This is a genomic window from Halalkalibacter wakoensis JCM 9140 (assembly GCF_000513095.1).
Classification (GTDB): Bacteria; Bacillota; Bacilli; order Bacillales; family Bacillaceae_D; genus Halalkalibacter; species Halalkalibacter wakoensis.
In genome coordinates, this window is the sequence record NZ_BAUT01000035.1 from 17,780 (window position 1) to 39,460 (window position 21,681).

Consider the following 21,681-nt stretch of genomic DNA (forward strand, 5'->3'; position numbering starts at 1 on the left):
TTATTAAAAGAAAGGTGGTGCTTCTATGGAAAATGTGTTTCTACAGTATGTGTTTATTTTTTTGTAAGTATGGTCCCTTTCCTAGAAGTATTTCTAACGGTACCAATGGCCATTATTGTTTTCAACTTTCCGCCTGTTGCCGTACTAATTGTAGCCATTTTTGGCAATGCAATGAGTGTGCTATTATTTATCCTTTTTGGAGCCGAAATGAGCAAATTCTTTTCTATTATATATAATAAACTTCGCAAAAAGGCACAAAAGCCGAAGGAAATTAATCCTCGAATCAAAAGAACCTTCGAACGGTTTGGAGTAATCGGAGTATGTTTTATGTCCTCAATTTTGGTTAGTAGCCAGATTGGTGCCTTTTCAATGACAACACTTGGAGCCAAAAGAAGCCAAATCTTTATCTGGACGAATCTAGGCGTGTGTGCGCTTGCCATAACAATGGCTATACTATCTGTCATGGCAGAAGGGTTCGTGACAACATTGGTTAATTTATAGTGAAATTATAGAATAGATCTTTTAGTAGAACAACTGTGAGGGGGAGGGAAGGTGGGTTAGTTAAATTAAATAGGAAGCCCATCAACATAGATAAGCCTATGCATTGTGCATAGGCTTTGTTGGAAATTGAAAGGTGGAAGGTCGGTATGTTTCTAAGATAAATTTGGTCTAACTCGATGTTTAGTAGCCTGTTCGTATGCATATGCCATTCCAATTAGTCTAGCCTCGCTCCACATTTCCCCGAAGAAAGCAAGGGCAAAAGGAGATCCTGTACTATAATAACCAGCTGGAACTGTTATTAGTGGTAAGCCGGTAATGTTTATTTCCGATACGGTTGTTGAGGCAACTAATTCTACTTCACGCTCTGGTATTGGCTTCGGCATTTGAGGATAGACAAAACCGTCTAGTTGAAATTCCTCCATCACATCTTCAATGTATTTCAAGAGAGTCGTCTTGACTTCATTGAACTCTCTTAAATCAGGTAATTCACTTGGATCTTTGGATGCCGTTTCATCGTTTAAAATATCCGAAACTAAGGCAAGCGGACCATTGTCTGCCCACGGAACTTCACCAACTTTTTCAAATACGTTCTTAATAGAAAGTGTCTCATCCTCAGGGTTCAGATTTTTTAGATATTTCTCTAGATCGTAGAAGAATGTTTCCATGCCAATAAAGCTATTTTTTGACCCCATATATTCAGCAAAACCTTTATCTTTAAAAGGGTCTAGCACTACTTCTGCACCAAGACTCTTTAATTCCTTAATAGCCTGATTATAAAGTGCTTCTGTTTCTTTTGATAGTTCTTCATTACGCCAACCAAGTCCGTATAATCCTAAACGTTTCCCTTTTAAAGAAGTTTTATCAAGAGAAGAAAAGTATCCTTTTTCAGGAATATTTCCAATTGAATCAGATGTTTTAGGATCCGACTCATCATAACCGGCAATTACTTCAAGTAGAGCGGCTGCATCTTGAACAGTTCGAGCGTGTGGTCCTAAGACATCTCTAGTAGTTCCTGCAAGTGGTGTTACTCCAGTTGTCGGAATTAACCCAAATGAGGGTTTAATTCCAACTAGTGCTTGTGCTGCAGCTGGAACTTGAATAGAGCCTGCAGTTTCTTCAGCGATACCAAGCACACAAAAATTACCCGATACAGCTGTTGCTGTACCGCTACTGCTACCTCCTGGTGTTAGAGTTCTGTCAACGGCATTGAATGTGGGTCCTTTCCAGCTGGAGTTTGAGTTGTAAGCACAACTAAATGGAGGAATATTCGTTTTTCCTAATATAATTGCACCAGATTCTTTTAATCGGGTAATAATGGTTGCGTCATGAGAGGGAATGAAATCAATTCCACCTGCCTTCTTACTTAGAGGAGCCCAACCAAAAGTTGATGGATATCCCGCAATGTCAACAGCTTCTTTAATGACAATTGGAATCCCTGCTAATGGACCAAGTTTCTCTCCAGTCTGACGCTTACGATCAATCTCCTTTGCTTCTTCAAGAGCGTTTTCGTTCATAAAGGTAAATGCATTGTATAAATCTTCATAGTGTTCAATTCTATTAAGAAATGATTGAATAACCTCTACTGTTGTATACTCCTCTTTTTCGTACCCTGCCTTTAGATCATTGACTGTCACTTCTTCAAAAAGAAATCTTTGAGTCGCATCTTGTACTAAATTTTTGTTCAACATAGACACCCTTTCAAATGTAGTTTTCACGTAACGAATGCAATAAAAAAGCTAAACTGTCCCTCCTTTATTTCAAATACGAACGTGTAATGGAATTGAATTGATGGAAACTTTTGCTATATTCAGAGTAGCACATAACATTTAGTAGAAAGGTATAGAAAATTTCTATGTTAAATTACTTTTCATAACTTTTTGTTTATATTAAGGAAAGTAGTTTAATTGTTGGGTCTCATCCAGTATAGTCGGAGAAAGAAAGGAGTATTGAATATGGACTTGGAAAGTTTAAATTCTTTTCTGGTAATAGCAAGAGAAAAAAGTATATCCAAAGCTGCCAGTTTGCTTCATGTTACTCAACCTACCCTAAGTTCTAGAATTAAAAATCTTGAAAGTGACCTTGGCTTGAAATTAGTTAATCGCGATTGGAAGGGGATTCAATTAACGACAGAAGGTTACTACTTTGTTATATATATATCCAAGCTATTAAACGATTTAGATGATGTTTCTATGGTGTTAAAGAATATAGAAAATAAAGAAGACTCACAGAAATCATTCTATGCAGTTACAAATACTAGTAGATTGCGAATTGGAATTGACTCGTGGCTTGCACCTAGTTTTTCTATGGAAATCCTAAATGAAGTTCAAAAAGCATCTTGTGTAGACTATCAAATCATTACTAGGCCGAGTGCTACAATTGAAGAATTATTAAGGTACGGAGTGATTGATATGGGATTTTTCTATCACTATGAAGGAGGAAGTCAGTATGATAGTTCTTATCAACTTGTTGATGAGATGGTTCTTTTATTTCACTCCAAGTATGGTTCAATATCAGAGGACCTAGCTAAACTAGACTTTTTAAGTGAAAAACCATTCCTTTTATTCGATAATCCAGTTCTTGTATATCATCGTAATTTATCTAGTATGCTAATTGAACAGTTTAACATAGAGCGATTTCAAGTGGTTGATGATATTAATGTTATGATCAATACCATTTCCCTTGATCAGGCTTATACAATAGTGCCCAAAACGAGTGTTTTACACTTAATGAGGTTATTTGATTTGAATATTATGCCGATTAAATATTTTGAGTTGGGTGATCAGGCAGAAAAAGTTATGATAAAAATGGCTTATAACAAAGACAGTGAGTTCGATACAACTTTGGAAAGTATGACAAGAAATATTCACCAAGAACTTGTAGCTAATTACGGGAAAAAATGAGCTTAATAAGCATGGGATTGCATAGTGAACTATTCGATTAGAGTTGGCCCTGTTTGGGCGAGGGGGGGTGTAATTGGGAGCGAAATTTGTTTTTGTTAGAGAGTGAGAAGATGGGTACGCACGGGAATAATGCATCCAATTAAATAGACAGAGAAATGGTCATCGTGAGCCTATGCATATTGCATAGGCTCTGTTAAGTTTAATAAGATCACAAACATTTAACAGGTATGTTTCTTATTCATTCCGGAATTTCGGAAAACACCATCAAAAACATTCCTTAATAACGGAAATTTCCGAGCTTGCGGAATCTATAGAGAGAAAAAAGTGCGGATCAGCAAATACATAACTCAAGTCCTCAAAAACTAAAAATGTAAGCGCATTCTTTATCTAGCTGGTTTATTGAACTTTTAATGACATGTTCTGAACGCTTATAAAAAAGTTGGCACAAAACTTGCTTTAGTATTGATAAGCACGTAAAAACAGTCACTTTACATCAAGGGAGGCATTTAAAAATGAGGAATCAAAAAATCATCTGACGGTAGTTCACTTTCTTTGCTTGAGACAGCAAAAGGTTATCTGTGCTTACAATTGATTCAGCTATCAATTGAAGAGAAAAAATTTGTTTAAATGGGGGAAAGAAAAGTGGAAAAGAAAGTAACGTTTGTTACAGGTGCTGCGAGTGGAATTGGATATCAAATTGGGGAAGCATTTCTTAATGAAGGATATCGAGTTGTTTTTACCGATATTAATGAAGAGAAAGTGACCGAGGTGACAGAAAATCTAAGACAACAAGGGTTTGATTGTTTAGGATTAAAAGTGGATGTGACAAAAGAAGAAGATCTAAAAGCGGCCATTGATGCAACAGTTGAAAAATATGGAAGGTTGGATGTTCTTTTTAACAATGCAGGCCTGCAGCATGTATCGCCAATAGAAGAGTTTCCAACGGATAAGTTTGAATTAATGATTAAAGTGATGCAAATCGCTCCATTTGTTACGTTGAAACATGTATTGCCTATTATGAAAAAGCAAGGGTTTGGTCGGGTAATTAATATGGCTTCGATTAATGGTGTCATTGGCTTTGCTGGAAAAGCTGCCTATAACAGTGCCAAGCATGGTGTCATTGGACTAACAAAAGTGGCAGCTCTTGAGACAGCTGACTATAACATTACGGTAAATGCTCTTTGCCCAGGGTATGTGGATACGCCACTTGTCCGGGGACAATTTGAAGATTTAGCGAGAACGCGTAATGTTCCTTTGGAAAAGGTGAAAGAAGAAGTGTTATACCCGTTAGTACCGCAAAAACGGTTATTATCTGTTCAAGAAATTGCCGATTATGCTTTATTCTTAAGTAGTGAAAAAGCAAAGGGTGTCACGGGTCAGGCGGTCATACTTGATGGAGGATATACAGCTCAATAACAACAGTTCCATCTTTCTAAAAAGGTCATGAATCAATGTAGAAAATTTGTATTTGTCGCGGTTGCTTCATGAGGACAAATGCTGAAAATCTATCAATAGTGAAGAGGTGGAATTTATGATTGGTATAGTACTAGGTTTAATTGTTTTGATGGTGCTTGCATTTATGGGATGGTCGATCATTTGGGTCGCGCCGATTGCAGCTGGTGTTGTTGCACTAACGGGTGGTTTGGATCTGTTAGATGCTTACACGAATACGTATATGAGCGGGTTTGTGAACTTTGCTAAACAGTGGTTTCCGGTATTTATGTTGAGTGCGATTTTTGGTAAATTAATGGAAGATACAGGGATGGCTAAATCCATCGCGGTTGTGTTATCGAGATTAATGGGTACAAAACGAGCGATTTTAGGTGTTGTATTATCTTGTGCTGTGTTAACGTATGGTGGAATTAGTTTGTTCGTAGTGGTATTTGCAGTTTATCCGTTAGCTTTATCTTTATTCAGAGAGGCGAATATAAGCAGAAGAATCATGCCGGCGACCATTGCATTGGGGGCTTTTACTTTTACTATGACAGCGCTTCCAGGAACGCCGCAAATTCAAAATCTCATTCCGATGCCTTATTTTCAAACCAATGCTATGGCCGCTCCTATTATGGGGATTGTGTCTGCTCTCATTATGGCGATTGGTGGATATTTTTATTTAATATGGCGTCAAAAGCAGCTGAATGAAAAAGGGGAAGGATTTACGGAGCCAAAAGATACGAGCATGTTAAAAATAGAAGGGGACTCCCCGAATGTGTTTTTATCTTTATTGCCGTTACTAACTGTACTTTTAACGTTAAATTTGCTTGAATGGCATATTGTTGTAGCATTGCTTTCTGGTATTTTTTTAATTTTATTATTGAATATTACGAAAATGAAAGGGTTTGTAAAATCAATTAATAGCGGTGCGACAGGTTCAATTGTAGCGATCATTAATACGAGTGCAGCCGTAGGATTTGGAACTGTTGTGCAAGCGGTACCTGGGTTTAAAAAGCTTACTGAAATGTTAATGAATGTTCCAGGGAACCCACTGATCTCCGAAGCCATTGCGGTTAATCTATTAGCAGGTGCAACGGGGTCCGCTTCAGGGGGAATGGGAATTGCGTTAGAAGCATTAGGGGATCAATATTATCAAATCGCCTTGAGTACGGGAATTAGCCCGGAGGCCTTTCACCGTATTGCTTCATTATCATCAGGTGGATTAGATGTTCTTCCGCATAATGGAGCTGTCTTAACGTTATTAACGATTACGGGTTTATCTCATAAAGAAAGTTATAAAGACATTGCCGTTGTAGCGATTGTGATTCCTATCATTGCTACAGCTGTTGCGATTGTGTTAGCGGCTATGGGCATTTATTAAATATCACTAGATGACGAGAAGCTGTTCTCTTAGGACAGCTTCTTGCATATTTTCTACTATGTTATAATGATTCTATTGATTGGAGGAGAATGCATGAAGGTTGAAATGAAAAGGCTTTCAGTTGATTGGTTAATGGAGATCATTCACCTTTGTATTGAGCGAATTGTCATAGTGGACCGTGATGGAATGATTGTTTATATAGATGAGGCGTATAGCGAGTTTATCGGAGTGTCTTTTGATGAGGCTGTTGGCCGATCCGTTCAAGATGTTATTGAAAATACACGTATGCATATTGTCGCCAAAACAGGTCGAAAAGAAATCGAACACCTTCAACCTATTAATGAAAGTGTGATGATTGCGAATCGTTATCCAATTTTTATCGACGGAGAATTAGTTGGGGCAGTCGGGACTGTTATGTTTCCTGATCCTGATAACGTACGACACTTTCAAAATAAGATGAACAATCTTATGGAAGAATTAAATTTTTATAAAAAGAAGGCAGTCAACGAATTAACGAGCAAATATTCATTTGATGATTTAATTGGAAACAGCCATTCCTTTCAAGCGGCTAAAACGTTAGGAAAGAAGGTAGCCGGAAGTGATTCATCTGTGCTACTAACAGGTGAATCTGGTACAGGAAAAGAGTTATTTGCTCACGCCATCCATCAAAGTAGTGTGCGAAGCAACTATCCATTTGTCGCCATTAACTGTGCGTCCATTCCGGAGGTGCTTTTTGAATCAGAGCTCTTTGGTTACGAAGATGGAGCCTTCACAGGGGCGAAAAAGGGAGGAAAAGAAGGTCTATTTAAAGTAGCGAATAGAGGGACTGTTTTTCTTGATGAAATTGGGGATATGCCCCTTTCGATGCAAAGCAAGCTGTTACGAGCCTTACAGGAAAAAGAAGTCCAACCAGTAGGGGGACCAAAAACACTCCCGATTGACTTACGAATTATCGCAGCAACGAATCGTGATTTAATGAAGATGGTAGAAGAAGGAACGTTCCGACAAGATCTATTTTACCGACTAAATGTCATAAACATAGAAATTCCCGCTCTCAGAAAGCGAAAAGAAGATATTGAAGCTATCTCCAACAACTTATTACAGAAGCTTGAGAGAAAATTTTACCGAAAAGGTACCAGCTTCTCACCCGAAGTGTTGAGAAACTAAAAGAACATCAATGGCCAGGAAACGTAAGGGAGCTAGAGAACGTACTAGAAAGAGCCATTAATGTATTAGATGGCACGACCATTCAATTAGAACATTTGCCATTATATATTAGAGATCAAGAATTGAAATCAAATGAACTTAAAGAATCACCTGACAACGAAACACCACCTAAAAACCTTTCTCAAACACCAGTTCAACCTCTTAAGGAGACAATCGCACAAGCAGAGAAAAAGGCAATTGCCCATGCCCTTGAGGTTGTAGGCGGCGATAAATTAGCTGCAGCCAAGCTACTAGGAATTGGGAAGACAAGCTTCTATAATAAGTGTAAGGTTTATGGGCTTAGTGGGTCATAGGGACAGGTTCCTTGACCCAGTCTTGGTTTTGGGGTGAGATGTAGGGCGCTGGGACAATAAATGGGGGTCATCGGACAATAAATGGAGCGAACTGGACAATAAATGATGCTCATCGGACAATAAATGGAGCAATCTGGACAATAAATGCGGGCTGCTGAACAATATGATAAGAATAATTAGATTGCTATGGATCTATAAGTACTTGTGCGAACAAAAAAGTGGATGATCTTCTATTTGTATAGAAGGTTATCCACCTTTTTTTGAGTTTTCCCTCTTATTTAAGAGACGATCCATATAAAGAGAGATATCCAAATGAACCACACTGGAAAAAATGGGTCAATGAACCTGTCCCTCTGACCCATGAGGAGTGACTCTATCGTAGAAAATGCCCAATTAACGAAGTGATAGAGGGGAAGAGAAATGACACTACATCTCAATGAAATTAACAAACACAAGCACCGCAAATGCGGTGCTTGTGTTATCTGTTGCACTTCATTAAATGGAGAGCCTCTTTTAGCCGAGCGCCTGCTTCTCTCAAAAGAGTTTCACTATCACATGCTCAACTTAAATATAAATCTGCACATCACTATTTTCTTTTAGAGTCTCAATATGATTATCCATTTGTAGCTGATATTCAATCTCTGATCTTACCTCTTCTAATGAAGGGACTTCTGATTGATCTTCAGAAAAACCTGCTACGGCTTCATCATAAAAGGCTTGAATTTCTTCTTCCGAAACGTCCGTATTAGCTAGATTTTGCTCTAAATATTTCGTGTTGATTACGTTTGTAGCAATATCATCTCGTACCTCATCCATAGAAATACCTTGAGAGTCTAATAGTTCTTGAAGTTGTTCCTCGGACTCAAGACCACTTTGAGCCATAAGATCAGTAAGTCCATGGTCAATTTCCTCATCCGTAGCTTCAATTCCTTCGTTATGGGCAGCAGTGGTGATGAGTTCGGTGCTAATGAATTGATCGAGAACTTGATTTCTAAGATCTTCTAAATATAGCGCACCTTCTTCGCTTTCGAAATCAATTCCTTGCATCGACGCTTGCATGGCTTGTTGTTCTAATGTGGACACAAACAATTCCTTTTCAATGTCTTGGCCGTTTACAGTCGCAACAACTTCAGGAATCTCTTCGGTATCTAGTATAGAAGCTGTTTCCTGTTCAGGGTGTTCCAATCCTTCTGCTTCAGCTGTAGGAGTTGTCTCTTCTTGTGTTGGCTCCTGTTCTTCGCTTGTAGTTTCTTCTCCTCCGCAAGCTACTAGTCCAAAAGCTAATGTACAAATTCCGAGTCCCGTTGCTAATTTCTTATTCAAAATCATCTTCCCCTTTCATGAAAAACATACGGCGATTGTAACATCATCTATTGAAACTTTCAGGGTACATTAGGCTATTTACGCCTACGATAAGGGTGGAAATAGCCTAATTATGAAAAGTTGTGAGAAAGCAGCATGCCATTTTTCCTGTTTTGACAAGCTTACAAACTCGAGTGAGTTAGTCGTTTAAAAAACTATGTAATTGTAAGGGATATCGTAGCAATTTTAACTGCAAGGGGAGGTTTGTTTGATGGATGTAAAGTTCTTTTGCAACTACTCTACAATTCCAGGTAGTGCCAGACACAAATAAGCCAGTGATAATCCACGGGCTTATTTGTGTCTGGCACTACCTTATTTATTCCCATATTTTTTAGTAAAGTCTTCTATTAATTCTGGAAGTACATAATGGCTGCGGCGTTTTAGTCTTTTGATGATTTCTTTTTTTTTCTTCTTTGGAAAGGGACCATTCCTCTGGAACGAATGAAAGGATTTCATCAAGTAAAAGTGCTGGGATGGATTGAATTCTCTCGAGGTACTCTTTTAAGTTCCATTCCTTGGTAGTAGAACTAGCTATCAATTGATGAGTGTAGCTCTCGTTCATGTCTTTTGGTAGAGTTTTGAGATCGGATCGCTTCCATGAAGCTGAGCCGAAGCTTTTTGCATGATCAATGATCCACAGTTTGTATTCGCTGTTTCTCCATTCTTTTACTAAAAGTTTTTTCTGTGTACGTCCTGGATTTGATAGCCAAAAATCTAACACAATAATTCCTGCAAGTTGCTCACTGTTGGTAATCTTGTCAACGAGATTCGTGCTATAGTCAGACAAGCAATCTTTTATATGGAGCGAAGCAAAATGGTGCTTCATGTAGGGAAGATCGCGTAGTTCAGGAATTGCTTCGTAAAAATCGTTCGGAACTTCAACAATACTTGAGGAAGGTACGGGTAATTGAAGGTATCTTGCAAGACAGTATCCAAGCCATTCATTCACTAACGCTTTCTCATGGCTGGGCAGAAAAAATGTAATAACATAGTCCTTTTGATCATCGCATGTAATGATATGAACATTCTTCGTATGCTTATTAAGACAGGACTTATATTCTACGGGTATAAGCATTCTTAAATCCTCCATTGATCACAGTAGTAAGTAGATGAATGTACTGATCGGCACACGTGGAAATAGAAAAGTGATTCAAGACGTTTTCACGGGCAGCCTCTGACATGGAATGATAGTGTGTCGGTTCATCTAATATTTGATAAATCGCCTTAACCGCATCCTTTTCCTGATTTTCCATGTACATTAAGCCATTCGATTCGTGTTGGACTATTTCTGGAATGGATGAAATGTTCGGAGCAACGACCGGAACTCCACATGCCATGGACTCTATGAATGTGTTTCCAAAGGATTCTCCTTTCGTCGTTGCCAATGTGCAGCCACCAGATAATCTGATTTTTGAATAGATGTATGGCATATTTTGATAAGGGATGACAGGATACCATGTAATGATGTCAGTAAGGTTTTGTGCTTTCCATTCGGCAATGAATTTTTCTCTTTGCACACTTTTTGCCCCACCTATTAGCCAAAACTGCACATCATTACGGTCGTTTTTGATTAGTTGTGCAATCCGTAATAGCAATCGCCAGTTCTTTCTTTTGTCGACTCTTCCAATCCATCCGATGATTTTCTTATTTGCAGGTAGTATAGGCTCACTATCATTTGAAACATTTATTGGTTCAAAAAATGATGTATGAATGCCGTTGTGGATCACTTCAATCGGTATGTGATCGATCAGGATGGAAACGAGTCTTTTCTGGTGCTGGGAGGGAACGATGATCACTTCAGGTTTAATACCACAGAAGTTTTCCAAATGGGGTTTAAGTTTTATGATTTCAGGTGTACATGCTTCTACGATGACAGGCCCTTTAAAATCAGCTTCTTTAATCCATTGATACGCATCCTTTGTATCTACAACAATAATGGCATCATAGTGATTATGTTTAATGATTTGAACAATTTCCTCTTTGTTTTTTGTGAGATAAACTTTGGAAATATCCTTCATAATGTGCAATCCGCCAAGGTCTTTTGTGTAGAGAAATTCAGTATCTATTCCGTATTGTTTAAAATAAACGGCACGGTTCCGCCAGCCGGCATTCACACCACCAACAGTTAATAATCGCCAAATGACTAAGACCTTCATGAAGTTCCTCCTGTATAGTGAATTATCTAGCAGAGCATTTACGACCAATACTAGTAGATGTGAATAGGTGAGGGATTGTTCTTAAATCTTTGTTAAGAATTTGTAGTTTTGTTATGGACATTTTTTACATTTTTACCATCGTAGCTTCATATTAGCTTTACTTTTGTCTTTTAAAATGAAGGTATAAGAAAATTCAAAAGGAAGTATGTAAAATGAAAGAAAACCTTGTTGGTTTAATTGATCTTGGATCGAATTCGATCCGGTTGGTATTGTACAGAATAGATAATCACGGTGAGTACAAGGAAGTTGAGAAGGCAAAAGTAACTGCACGTCTAATAAACTATTTAAATGCAAAAGGGAATCTAACAAAAGAAGGAATACATCTTATTCTAAAAACATTAAAAGGCTTTAAAAAATTAACTCAAGCATACAAGGTTAACGTTGTTCGTGGATTTGCCACAGCTGTACTGAGAGAAGCTTCAAATCAAAGAGACGTCTTAAAAGAAATTAAAAAGCAAACCGATTATTCTTTTCAGGTGTTAAATAAGGATGAAGAAGCTTATTACGGATATGTAGGTGTTATTCAATCTATGGATATTGAGGAAGGCATTACGATCGATTGTGGTGGGGGAAGTACAGAAATCACCTGGTTTAAGGAGCGGAAATTAATGAAATCCCATAGCTTTCCATTTGGTACGATTACGTTAAATCGAGAGTTCACAAATGAAAAGCAAGTGACGGTAAAACAAATAGATCATCTTAAAGCTAATTTAGCCTCACAATTCAACACTCTCTCATGGCTAGAACAAGTTAATGGACCTCTTATTGGAATGGGGGGAAATGCCCGCAATTTGACAAGAATTTTCCAAAACAAATATACGAAAAAACAAAATTCAATAAAGCCCGATCAAATAGAGAGTATATTTGAAGAATTGTCTTCATTGCCAATGAACAAACGTTCAAACATCAAGGGACTCTCAAAAAAACGACAAGACCTTATTATTCCTGGTGTACTAACGATTGGAACATTAATGGACAGCGTTCAAGCACCTTATTTTGTATTCAGTGATACGACGATAAGAGATGGAATACTATATGAAGAGTTTATAAATAAAAGAGAGAGAAATCTAGGATAACGAGTAGGGCTTAACTTGAAAAGTAGCTGTAGAAGATCTTCTCCTAGTAGGGGTGGTTATGCATATGTAGGTTTAATAGTGAGGAAGTTCGTATTGACGACATTAATCTTATACAGTAGTATTAACCTTTAAGTGTCCATTTGAATTTTTAAGGAGGATTATTAAAAATGTTACCTAGAATTTGGTTCCGTGCTTTGAACAAGTAATTTCATACGTTCAAAGGCTCTGTGTGTGAATGCAGAGTAAACGGGATCAGTCTGACCTTTTTTAATCATCTTCATTTTGCATAGGAGTATGCTATATGTGGAAAGGCGGATCGTTTTGCCTTTCTTTTTTATGCTTTCTAATAGGAAAAGTATATGTTCATGAAGATTGGCGGCCATATTTATGTCCTTCTTATCTAGATCTAGAAAAGGGAGGCTTATTTGGCCATGTGATGTTCGACAATATGCGTTTACTCTAAATCACAGGCAGGTGGCCTGTGATTTTTTATTTTGTGAAAAACGGAATTTAGATAAACCAACGAACTTCCTGTTGAGTGGTATTTGGGTTTTGGAGATGTTCACATAGAGGAAACGTTCACCTCTCTCACATGATCGACTGTTTGTTGAACAAGTTATCGCATAGAAAAGAAGTAATAAAAAATAGAAAGCAGGGTTTTAAACAATGAAAATGAAACAAATTACAGATATTGCAAAAAGAAATGGAATTGTCATAGATTCAATGAAAATAAATGAGTCAGGCCTCGATTTTCAAGTCGTTCATGCAACGGACGATAAAGGCAACCGATGGATACTCCGATTACCAAGAAGAGATGATTCTATGGCGAAAACCGAAGTCGAAAAACAAGTGCTAAATATTGTGAGCCGTATTCTTTCCATTGAAGTGCCTGTATGGTCAGTGTGTACGGATGAAATGATTGCCTATAAACAATTGTCAGGTATTCCAGCAGGGACAGTGGATCCTGCTATTCAAAACTATGTGTGGGAGTTCGACGAAAGCAATGTTCCGCAAAACTACCTAGATTCGCTCGGAAAAATGTTAGCTGAGTTGCACCGGATTCCAACAGAGTCTATAAACGTCCCTGGATTGAAGGTACAAACGGCGGATGAAGCGAGAGATGATATGAAAAAACGCATGATTAGAGTGAAAGAGAAGTATGGCGTTGGTGATAAGTTATGGAAAAGGTGGCAAGCATGGGTGGGCAATGATAAGATGTGGCCAAAGCATACTGGGCTTATTCATGGTGATGTGCATGCTGGTCATACTTTGATCAATGAACAAGCTACAGTGACTGGATTGATCGATTGGACAGAGGTTGCAGTAACAGATGTCTCAAAAGACTTTGTCGGACCTTATATGACGTTTGGTGAAGAAGCGTTAGAACAAATCATTACGAGCTATGAAGCGGCCGGTGGAATTACATGGCCACTCATGAAAGAGCATATCATTGAGTACGAGGCAACTTCAGCAATTGATCTGGCTGAATTTGCAGAAGCATCTGGCCTAAAGGAATATGAGCAGATGGCAAAAGAAAGTTTAGGTGTAGAAATTTAAAAATAAAATTATTAGAACAATAGGGAATCCATAGTTTGGGCTCCCTATTTTTATACAAGCGCTTATTTTGCAAAGAACTCGACGGCTCCTTCGTCTTGCAATATGAAGAAGCATGAGCGGTCTTCTTGCTCCGTTGAGCATAAAGCGCTTTCGGAAAAAGGGAGCAGAAGGCGGATTCTTTCATTTCCTTTATTTAGCAAAGCTTAAGAAAGAAAGAGAACCAACTCGCATTTTTTCTCTCACTTCCTAAATTCCTGTTGCTATATTTCAAATACATATTTTATAATAGTATCTACTAAAGCGCTTTCGTAAATAAGGGGATTCAGATGATTAAGAAGCTGATCATGCAGCAAAAAAGAAAAAGAGGAAAAGTGAAAAAGAGCAAGACGAACAAGAGGAATAATAGGAATAATAGGCTAAACCTTAATAATATTACGGTAAAGGTGAAACTTATGACTGTTTTTGCTGTTTCAATCATTGGCTTATTGTTGTTAGCTGGATTTAGCTTTTTATCGTTAAATAGTATAAATGAGCAAATGGATAGCGTTTATGATAATGAGCTTGAAGCCATGCATCATGTACAAGAGTTACGGTCAAATATTGTAGGGTTAGATCAAATGTTATTAGTAAGTATAAGGGAGCATCGTTCTAACAAACGTGGTCTAGAGTCTGAGGTTCAATCAACGTTAAGTACGATTCAATCCTCTCTTGATCGTATAGAACCTCTCATTCGATATGAAAATGAACAATTTCTGTTTCAATCGATTCAAGATTCATGGGAAGACTATCAAGAAAGTGTTAGCGTACTTCTTACTGAAAGTATGAATGATCATGTCGAGGCGTTTGATAGTGAATATTCGAATGCTCAAAGAACGTTAAACAATATGAATTATTCACTCCAAACACTATTTACGTTGAAGACAGATGAGGTATCGAAATCAAGGAATTTTATTCATGATACGTTTATAGCATCAGTGATTAGCAATTCAGTTGTGCTCATTCTCGTTAGTTTATTTATTGTTATATCGGGTGTATTTGTCTACCGTAACATTATGAAACGATTAGTAGAATTATCGAGCTTAAATATGAAAATAGCAAATGGTGATCTTACGACGAGTGTAGATTCTTTACTAAGTCAAGATGAAGTGGGTACACTAGCAAGTAGCAGTCAATCGATCTCGCATAATTTAAAAGAAATGATCATGGACGTTAAACATTCAACTGAGCAAATGAATGAAACGGTTGGAAGTGTTCAAACTATTGTTCATAAAGGATTTGATGCACAAGCATCTGTCTCGACAAGCATAAACGAAATTTCTGCAGGAGTTTCTCGACAAGCGGTACATATGGAAGGATCTTTAAAAGATATTACCGATTTAAATCGTACGATGGGCGATGTTAACGGGTTTATACAAGAGTTGAGAGATGTTTTTGGACAGGCGGTAGAGGAAGTCAATAAAGGAGTGGTTGATTTACAAAAAACTGTAAAAGAAATTAATAGCATTTCATCTACGAATAACGAGTTGATCGGCTCGTTTGGAGAATTGAAAGAAGAGCTTAACGACATTAAATCTTATGCAGATTCAATCGTTTCGATTGCTGATAACACCAACCTCTTGTCTCTTAATGCAAGTATTGAAGCAGCGAGAGCAGGAGAGCACGGACGTGGTTTCGCGATTGTTGCTGAGGAAGTAAGGAAGCTTTCTGAACAGTCGAGTCAAGTGGCTAAAGGTGTGCAAGAAGTTGTAAAGAGAAATGAAGAAAAGACAGAAAGATTTAGAGAGACGCTCGAACTTTCTAACTCGAAAGTTTCTAATGGCACAGATAATATTGTTAAGACGAATGAAATGTTCCAAAGAATCGAAGGGCAGATTACTGGAATGAACAAGCAAATAGATCAAGTGGCAATCAAAAGTGAAGGAGTAGCTGTACGGAGCAATTCAGTTACATCCATGATCGAAGAAGTGAGCGCTATTTCTGAAGAAACAACAGCCGCGATGCAAGAAATTGCCGCTTCCTCTGAAGAACTTGTTGCTAATTTTAAACAAGTATTGCAACAAATTGAAATGCAGAAAGACCTTGCTAAAGGTTTGGAGGACAATGTCAAGAAGTTTACCGTATAATTGGTGGTGCCTGGTCCTGTTCGTCTAAAAAGTACAATGCCCTGGCAATCATGGGGGAGTGGTAGGCACCCTTAACTAAATTATTTTTCAAAAGGAGCCGAGAAAGATGAGAAAAATTAAGCTTGGAACGAGTGAATTAGAAGTACCTGTTGTTGCTGTAGGTTGTATGCGGATTGACTCCCTCGATAAAAAAGCGGCAGAAAGCTATGTACAGACAGCGTTAGAAAATGGTGCAAACTTCTTTGATCACGCCGATATTTATGGTAGAGGTAAATGTGAGGAAATATTTGCTGAAGCTGTTGGTATGAATGATGATGTGCGGGAAAAGTTGATACTCCAGTCTAAATGCGGCATTCGACCAGATGTAGGCATGTTCGATTTTTCCAAGGACTATATTTTACATTCCGTTGACAACATTTTAAAGCGTTTAAAAACAGATTATTTGGATGTATTCCTTCTACATCGTCCGGACGCACTAATGGAGCCTGAAGAGGTTGCAGAAGCCTTCGATATTCTCGAAAGTTCAGGGAAAGTAAGACATTTCGGAGTTTCCAACCAAAATCCGATGCAGATGGAGTTATTAAGAAAATACATAAAACAACCGATCGTTGCTAACCAGCTTCAATTAAGTATTACAAACACAACGATGATTTCCAGTGGGATCAATGTCAATATGGAAAATGAAGCTGCCGTAAATCGCGATGGCAGTGTTCTTGATTACTGCAGGTTAAAGGATATTACCATCCAGCCTTGGTCACCTTTCCAGTATGGCTTTTTTGAAGGGGTATTCCTCGGAAACGAAAAGTTCCCGGAATTGAACAAGAAAATTGATGAGGTTGCTGCAAAATATGAGGTATCAAATACAACGATTGCGATTGCGTGGCTGCTGCGCCACCCTGCGAACATGCAGCCTGTAACCGGAACGATGAATGAAGGCCGATTAATAGACTGTATTAAAGCTAGCGATGTTCACCTCACCCGTGAAGAATGGTATAGCATCTATCGTGCTGCAGGAAACATCCTTCCTTAACCTGAGGCAGAGGGAGATAGGGACGGTTCGCTTCTTCATTAGTGAAACTAAAGGAGTATGAGAAGCGTCCCGTGCTTCCAAAATAATAGAATCGAAACCTGAGAGTGGGGACTTGGTGATGTTGAAAAACTTATTTGCATTATTAGGACTTGGAATCATTCTGGTGCTATCAGGTTGCAGCAACAAAATGGATTCTCCTCATTTCATGTGGAACGATATGATCTATATTGCTACTTATGAACCTATAGTAGAGGAAGAGATTATAGAAGTGATTGGGACGATTTCAAGAGTGGTAGAAGGTACAGTAAAGGAAAGTGGGGAGGGAAAAGGGATTGCCCAAGGCACAAGGCTGTATCAAATAAAAGGAAGAGAAATTTCTTCTGGTAAAATCGGTTATATTGCGTATGAAATGGACGACACATTTTACATTGCGAGTAAATATCATCAATAGAGATCTTAATCAGCTGAACAAGGGTATTCACATCTCCTTATCGAAATAAAGAGGACCATATTACTGAGATAGGAGATGTCTAGATTGAAATACTTTTTAATATTTTTTGTTTGTCTACCTTTGTTTATAGGCTGCTCCAATCTTGATAAAGCAAAAGAAGTTAGGGTCATTGGTCAAATGAAACTTGATGAAGAAAAGCAATATCATTTATATTCTTTTTGGAGTGAAATTCCTCAAGAAAATTGGGAAGAGGAAGAAACGAACAACGACCTTAGAAGGCAGTTTGAACTTTATTCTTCATTTCATGTTCCAGTAGGAAAACTACATCTACTTTCTTATCCAAGTCCTGAATCCGATGCATTTCATGACTATGTTCAGGTTTTAGATTTAAATGAATTCCCGACTTTTATTATGTTAGATCATGAAGGAATTGTTTTAAGGACAACAAATGTAGATGAACTTTTAGAATTTATAAATGCTTTACCTGATATTGAGCACTAAAATAATGATTAGTGCTTTTTTGTTTTAGTTACGTTTCCTTACGACTGTTAGGTCAATTGCCACGAAACCATATTTTGTTATCTGTCGTCTAACAGATAAGAGCTTTCAGGAGGGGAGACTATGCAAAGGTTATGTTTCTTTTTATTGATGTTGTGGATTCTCAGTGCATGTACGTCTACGAATAACGTTTTGCCCGAAGAGAAACCGAATGATTTTGCTTTTTCTCTAAAGTACGGGGTCACTGCAGCAAATGAGTTAAATACGTATGAGAATACATACACAAAAGATTTGGTCGTTGCTGGCACAGCAACAACAGATCTGATCCTTTCCAATGAAGAAGTACAAGTCATTTATGAGAAATTTAGAAACGCCAATGTGGTGGAATTACCAGAAGAGAAGGGTGGTTCGACATGTATGGAGCCACATAACAGGTATGAACTCTTCATGACCGTAGCTGGGGAAGAGTATCACTTAAAGTGGGACACATCTTGTGAGTCGAGTGCTTTTAATCATTGGGAAGAAACGATGAATTACATTAACAGAGAAATGATTTATCCGAAAGAGGAGTACCAATCACTTCCTGAACCGACTGGTGGATATGATTGATAGTTCAGGAGCAAGGGGTCGGCGACGATTCTCATGCTTCTTTTGTTTTTTTAACGAAGGAAACAGAAAAACTCTCCCTGTGCTCCAAATATGCCTTCCTTGCCTGCTACAGGGGAGACCGTCAAAAGTTATAATAGGTACCGTAATAAAATTAAAATCCCTCAAAGTTTATTTGAAAAATGTTAAAGTTACTATAATGACCATTGCAGGATAATAGCTTTAAAAATGAAGTCAATTTTTTGGTAAAAAGTTTTGTGGGAGGGAGAAACTTGGCTAACAAAACTCGGGCAATTGTAGCACTTATCGGTAGTTTCCTTCTATTATTTGTTGGGGTGTTTAGAATACTTACGGACTCAATTATTTCAACACCTTTGTTTGTTGCATATGTTTTTGCAACAAGCAGGGACGCATTTTTTTGTACACCACAAAAGGAAATTAATGTTAAAGTTATAACAATGGTTATTCAAGTAACAAGCAGAATACTTGAACAAGGGTTAGCTCCTGTTATTGAACTAATGTTTTAAAAGATAATGAGCATTTATACTTCATTAAGTTTAACTGCAAAATACACATCATATTAATATAGGGAGGAACTATGTATATAACTAGTGGGGAATTGGCAAAGCGCTTCAATGTATCCATTAGGACAATTCGATATTACGATCAAATTGGCCTTGTGTGTCCATCTAAATTAGGTGAGGGAGGAAAAAGGTTTTATTCAGCCGAAGACTGCTTAATTCTACAAAAGGTTATTTTGCTTAAATCTCTTACGCTGCCACTCGAAGAAATAAATAGGATAATCAAAAACCAATCTACAGAGAGTATTCTAAAGGTCCATAAATCATATTTGGAAGAGCAAGTATCTAACATACAAAAATCAATTGCACATACAAATTCGTTACTAAATATTCTTAGATTAGAGGGGACGATTAATTGGGAAGACCTCATCTCCCTAGTAGTCCCTTCAAAACAGAATAGATCTTGGAGCTCGTTTTTTTCTGCGGACGAGCAAGGAAAATTACGTGAGAGCTTGCCCAAATTAGAAATGGATTCCCCATCAATTAAAATGTGGATTAATCTTATTAGACGAATTGAGTTATGCATACAAGACAATATCTCCCCAGGATCGGAGCATGCTAAGCTTATTATAGAAGATATTGAGATTCTCTCAGAGGAAACGTTTCAGGGGGACCAAAACCTGATGAATAAGTTTTGGAAGGTACGCCGCTCTCAAGAATCATCAAATGAACTAAATCTATATCCGATCAAGCAGGAGATTATTGACTTTATCGAAGAGGCTTATGCCATCATCCAAGGGCAACAAGGATGATGAAAATTCCATTTGTTACCCCATGTATAATCATTGCTGGTACAATGGAACCTGTTTTTTCATACGTCCAAGCAAATATTAGTCCCGATACAAAATTTAATAAGAGGGTATTGTAAGTTGGAATGTGTACGATCATAAAGATAAATGAGCTGGCTAACATGCTAATAGCTATTCCGTATTTGCTACGTAAGAAACGATAAAGGAATCCTCGGTAAAATATTTCTTCATATATAGGGGAAATAATGGCTGCTGATACAAACCCAATCAAGAAGTTGAGAGGTGTCATTCTTGACTGTAGGCTCTCCGTCTTACTATTTTCCGAACCAATCCCTAAAAATAGCTCCATAACCATAACCATTACAAGGGCTATTGGGATGATTGCAAATGTCCATACAAAAATGGATTTCCAATAACTTGGCGAAAATCCTTTCAGACCGACTTCTTTCCAGCTAAGATTTTCTGGCTTGATTGCCAAGAAATACAGTCCGAGTATGAAGATGATGGACATAATAAAACCTGTCAATATTCCTGAATATAAATCATTTTGTAATACTTCTGTTAGATATCCCATTAATAAAAACTCTATAAAGATAGGAACTAACACTAGCATCAATATAAGTAATTTCATTACGACTTTCCATGTCCACGGTGATTTTTCAAAGAAACAATCGTGATTTTTCATTGTATATTCCTCCCTTATTTAGAGAGTAAAAGATGATGTTACGTAACCTGCAAGCCTTTTTTTATATTTCATAATGTGAAACCATCTAATGCGAGTGTTTCCTAAATTATGTGGATTAATTAATGGAATGTTATTGAGTTGGGAATAAGGTTAAGTTATAGGGCAGTAATGTTTAAAGGGCATACAGAACAGGGAGAGGTTGATTTCATTCTTCTTGAAGCCAATGAGAATGGAACAACAACATCAGTTCATATAAAATACATTCGAAACGCTTTTTGAAGATGTAGAAAGGAATCCTACGTATAAAGCCTTGTCGGGTTCTCATACTTTTAAATTAGAAGATTCACAATACACTATGACAGCCGAGGAAATGGGTTATCAAAAGTATTTCGACCATTGGAACGAGCAAGGATTATTGAAATCCCTCAGTTTGCTAACGGGGGCAATAGCTGAACAGGGCTGTCGCTTTTTCATCTATTGGGCAGGATATTTTAAAAAGAAAATTAGGAGGTAACGTAAGTGGATTTTGTATACATATCGTCAATCATTGTGGCTACTTTTTGTGTGTCCGTTGCTGTTTTTTAAGTGCTACTTTCTCTTGGCTATCCTTTTGGTGAATTTGCAATGGGGGGATATTATATTGTATTCCCTAAAAAATTACGAATTGTGAGTGCGGTCAATGCTTTGATACTCATATTTATGGGCTTTGTTTTTTTGCAACATACTAATGTTTTAAATGGTTTAGACTTTTTATCTACAAATATATTAGTATGGGCTATTACAATTTTCTTGGGATTAAATACAATAGCAAACCTAATATCTCGAAGTAAAAAAGAAAGACTCTTTATGACGCCATTATCTGGTTTTATTTTTATATTATGTTTATTTATTGCCTTAGCATAGCATTTTTACTTTTAAATAGAACAATATTATAAAACTGTGACTGCTAGAATAAAGTGTACAGTTTTTGCTTGATAAGATGAAACACTTATTACCCAAATATACCAGCGG

General features: G+C 37.5%; 21 protein-coding genes and 1 pseudogene. 17 read left to right on the forward strand and 5 right to left on the reverse strand.

Annotation, left to right across the window (positions count from 1 at the left end):
- Positions 1–105 precede the first annotated feature (105 nt).
- Positions 106–501, forward strand: coding sequence for a small multi-drug export protein (locus JCM9140_RS13390; protein WP_162232199.1), 396 nt, complete (start codon positions 106–108; stop codon positions 499–501).
- A gap of 152 nt (positions 502–653) precedes the next feature.
- Here the strand turns inward: JCM9140_RS13390 and JCM9140_RS13395 are convergent, their stop codons facing one another.
- Positions 654–2,189 carry an amidase gene (locus JCM9140_RS13395; RefSeq protein WP_034747368.1) on the reverse strand — a complete coding sequence of 512 codons (1,536 nt, stop codon included), beginning with the start codon at positions 2,187–2,189 and terminating at the stop codon, positions 654–656.
- Between the two features lie 264 nt (positions 2,190–2,453).
- Between JCM9140_RS13395 and JCM9140_RS13400 the strand changes: the two genes are divergently transcribed.
- From JCM9140_RS13400 to JCM9140_RS24540, 6 genes and pseudogenes are all read left to right on the forward strand, one after another.
- Positions 2,454–3,401, forward strand: coding sequence for a LysR family transcriptional regulator (locus tag JCM9140_RS13400; RefSeq protein WP_034747314.1), 948 nt, complete (start codon positions 2,454–2,456; stop codon positions 3,399–3,401).
- Between the two features lie 627 nt (positions 3,402–4,028).
- A complete protein-coding gene (locus tag JCM9140_RS13405) occupies positions 4,029–4,817 on the forward strand; it encodes a 3-hydroxybutyrate dehydrogenase (RefSeq protein ID WP_034747317.1) in 789 nt (262 codons plus the stop codon).
- Between the two features lie 115 nt (positions 4,818–4,932).
- A complete protein-coding gene (locus tag JCM9140_RS13410; RefSeq protein WP_034747322.1) occupies positions 4,933–6,216 on the forward strand; it encodes a GntP family permease in 1,284 nt (427 codons plus the stop codon).
- Positions 6,217–6,309: 93 nt separating this feature from the next.
- Positions 6,310–7,383, forward strand: coding sequence for a sigma-54 interaction domain-containing protein (locus JCM9140_RS13415; RefSeq protein ID WP_235715348.1), 1,074 nt, complete (start codon positions 6,310–6,312; stop codon positions 7,381–7,383).
- Positions 7,335–7,463: pseudogene (locus JCM9140_RS25525) on the forward strand (AAA-type ATPase lid domain-containing protein); the annotation flags it as partial. The gene JCM9140_RS13415 and the pseudogene JCM9140_RS25525, both read left to right, overlap by 49 nt.
- Positions 7,464–7,505: 42 nt before the next feature.
- Complete coding sequence (locus JCM9140_RS24540) at positions 7,506–7,736, forward strand: helix-turn-helix domain-containing protein (protein WP_235715349.1); 231 nt, start codon at positions 7,506–7,508, stop codon at positions 7,734–7,736.
- Between the two features lie 564 nt (positions 7,737–8,300).
- Here the strand turns inward: JCM9140_RS24540 and JCM9140_RS22615 are convergent.
- The 3 genes from JCM9140_RS22615 to JCM9140_RS13430 all read right to left on the reverse strand — a co-directional run bounded on the left by JCM9140_RS22615 (position 8,301) and on the right by JCM9140_RS13430 (position 11,254).
- A complete protein-coding gene (locus JCM9140_RS22615) occupies positions 8,301–9,059 on the reverse strand; it encodes a SurA N-terminal domain-containing protein (protein WP_052002259.1) in 759 nt (252 codons plus the stop codon).
- A 370-nt stretch (positions 9,060–9,429) separates the two neighbouring features.
- Positions 9,430–10,173: a HipA family kinase gene (locus JCM9140_RS13425; protein ID WP_052002260.1), complete on the reverse strand. Its 744-nt coding sequence runs from the start codon at positions 10,171–10,173 to the stop codon at positions 9,430–9,432.
- Positions 10,151–11,254 (reverse strand): glycosyltransferase family 4 protein, encoded by a 1,104-nt coding sequence (locus JCM9140_RS13430; RefSeq protein ID WP_034747325.1) that lies wholly within the window; start codon positions 11,252–11,254, stop codon positions 10,151–10,153. Before JCM9140_RS13430 ends, JCM9140_RS13425 begins: the two co-directional genes overlap by 23 nt.
- A 212-nt stretch (positions 11,255–11,466) precedes the next feature.
- Here JCM9140_RS13430 and JCM9140_RS13435 point away from each other — a divergent pair, with 212 nt between their 5' ends.
- From JCM9140_RS13435 to JCM9140_RS13480, 9 genes are all read left to right on the forward strand, one after another.
- Entirely contained in the window at positions 11,467–12,390 is a 924-nt protein-coding gene (locus tag JCM9140_RS13435) for a Ppx/GppA family phosphatase (RefSeq protein ID WP_052002261.1), read from the forward strand.
- Positions 12,391–13,056: 666 nt separating this feature from the next.
- Positions 13,057–13,947, forward strand: coding sequence for a macrolide 2'-phosphotransferase (locus tag JCM9140_RS13445; RefSeq protein WP_034747327.1), 891 nt, complete (start codon positions 13,057–13,059; stop codon positions 13,945–13,947).
- 326 nt (positions 13,948–14,273) lie between these two features.
- Positions 14,274–16,070, forward strand: coding sequence for a methyl-accepting chemotaxis protein (locus JCM9140_RS13450; protein WP_034747329.1), 1,797 nt, complete (start codon positions 14,274–14,276; stop codon positions 16,068–16,070).
- A gap of 106 nt (positions 16,071–16,176) precedes the next feature.
- Positions 16,177–17,100, forward strand: a complete 924-nt coding sequence (locus JCM9140_RS13455) for an aldo/keto reductase (protein ID WP_034747332.1) — start codon at positions 16,177–16,179, stop codon at positions 17,098–17,100.
- Between the two features lie 118 nt (positions 17,101–17,218).
- On the forward strand, positions 17,219–17,551 hold the full coding sequence (locus tag JCM9140_RS13460) for a hypothetical protein (RefSeq protein ID WP_034747335.1): 333 nt from the start codon (positions 17,219–17,221) through the stop codon (positions 17,549–17,551).
- Positions 17,552–17,635: 84 nt separating this feature from the next.
- Positions 17,636–18,052 (forward strand): hypothetical protein, encoded by a 417-nt coding sequence (locus tag JCM9140_RS13465; protein WP_034747338.1) that lies wholly within the window; start codon positions 17,636–17,638, stop codon positions 18,050–18,052.
- A gap of 120 nt (positions 18,053–18,172) precedes the next feature.
- Complete coding sequence (locus tag JCM9140_RS13470) at positions 18,173–18,658, forward strand: hypothetical protein (protein WP_034747341.1); 486 nt, start codon at positions 18,173–18,175, stop codon at positions 18,656–18,658.
- Positions 18,659–18,927: 269 nt separating this feature from the next.
- Positions 18,928–19,182 carry a hypothetical protein gene (locus tag JCM9140_RS13475; RefSeq protein ID WP_034747345.1) on the forward strand — a complete coding sequence of 85 codons (255 nt, stop codon included), beginning with the start codon at positions 18,928–18,930 and terminating at the stop codon, positions 19,180–19,182.
- Positions 19,183–19,253: 71 nt separating this feature from the next.
- Positions 19,254–19,988, forward strand: a complete 735-nt coding sequence (locus tag JCM9140_RS13480) for a MerR family transcriptional regulator (protein ID WP_034747348.1) — start codon at positions 19,254–19,256, stop codon at positions 19,986–19,988.
- Here JCM9140_RS13480 and JCM9140_RS13485 read toward each other — a convergent pair.
- Complete coding sequence (locus JCM9140_RS13485) at positions 19,966–20,670, reverse strand: CPBP family intramembrane glutamic endopeptidase (protein ID WP_034747351.1); 705 nt, start codon at positions 20,668–20,670, stop codon at positions 19,966–19,968. The genes JCM9140_RS13480 and JCM9140_RS13485 overlap by 23 nt on opposite strands.
- Before the next feature lie 624 nt (positions 20,671–21,294).
- On the opposite strand from JCM9140_RS13485, the gene JCM9140_RS13495 reads away from it, so the two are divergent.
- A complete protein-coding gene (locus tag JCM9140_RS13495) occupies positions 21,295–21,573 on the forward strand; it encodes a hypothetical protein (RefSeq protein ID WP_235715350.1) in 279 nt (92 codons plus the stop codon).
- The last annotated feature ends 108 nt before the right edge of the window (positions 21,574–21,681 follow it).

Excerpts from the sequence above, each read along its gene's own strand:
- JCM9140_RS13390 (WP_162232199.1), top strand. The coding sequence starts at position 106 with ATGGCCATTATTGTTTTCAACTTTCCGCCTGTTGCCGTACTAATTGTA.
- JCM9140_RS13395 (WP_034747368.1), bottom strand. The coding sequence starts at position 2,189 with ATGTTGAACAAAAATTTAGTACAAGATGCGACTCAAAGATTTCTTTTT.
- JCM9140_RS13400 (WP_034747314.1), top strand. The coding sequence starts at position 2,454 with ATGGACTTGGAAAGTTTAAATTCTTTTCTGGTAATAGCAAGAGAAAAA.
- JCM9140_RS13405 (WP_034747317.1), top strand. The coding sequence starts at position 4,029 with ATGGGGGAAAGAAAAGTGGAAAAGAAAGTAACGTTTGTTACAGGTGCT.
- JCM9140_RS13410 (WP_034747322.1), top strand. The coding sequence starts at position 4,933 with ATGATTGGTATAGTACTAGGTTTAATTGTTTTGATGGTGCTTGCATTT.
- JCM9140_RS13415 (WP_235715348.1), top strand. The coding sequence starts at position 6,310 with ATGAAGGTTGAAATGAAAAGGCTTTCAGTTGATTGGTTAATGGAGATC.
- JCM9140_RS13425 (WP_052002260.1), bottom strand. The coding sequence starts at position 10,173 with ATGCTTATACCCGTAGAATATAAGTCCTGTCTTAATAAGCATACGAAG.
- JCM9140_RS13430 (WP_034747325.1), bottom strand. The coding sequence starts at position 11,254 with ATGAAGGTCTTAGTCATTTGGCGATTATTAACTGTTGGTGGTGTGAAT.
- JCM9140_RS13435 (WP_052002261.1), top strand. The coding sequence starts at position 11,467 with ATGAAAGAAAACCTTGTTGGTTTAATTGATCTTGGATCGAATTCGATC.
- JCM9140_RS13445 (WP_034747327.1), top strand. The coding sequence starts at position 13,057 with ATGAAAATGAAACAAATTACAGATATTGCAAAAAGAAATGGAATTGTC.
- JCM9140_RS13450 (WP_034747329.1), top strand. The coding sequence starts at position 14,274 with ATGATTAAGAAGCTGATCATGCAGCAAAAAAGAAAAAGAGGAAAAGTG.
- JCM9140_RS13455 (WP_034747332.1), top strand. The coding sequence starts at position 16,177 with ATGAGAAAAATTAAGCTTGGAACGAGTGAATTAGAAGTACCTGTTGTT.
- JCM9140_RS13460 (WP_034747335.1), top strand. The coding sequence starts at position 17,219 with ATGTTGAAAAACTTATTTGCATTATTAGGACTTGGAATCATTCTGGTG.
- JCM9140_RS13470 (WP_034747341.1), top strand. The coding sequence starts at position 18,173 with ATGCAAAGGTTATGTTTCTTTTTATTGATGTTGTGGATTCTCAGTGCA.
- JCM9140_RS13480 (WP_034747348.1), top strand. The coding sequence starts at position 19,254 with ATGTATATAACTAGTGGGGAATTGGCAAAGCGCTTCAATGTATCCATT.
- JCM9140_RS13485 (WP_034747351.1), bottom strand. The coding sequence starts at position 20,670 with ATGAAAAATCACGATTGTTTCTTTGAAAAATCACCGTGGACATGGAAA.
- JCM9140_RS13495 (WP_235715350.1), top strand. The coding sequence starts at position 21,295 with ATGGGGGGATATTATATTGTATTCCCTAAAAAATTACGAATTGTGAGT.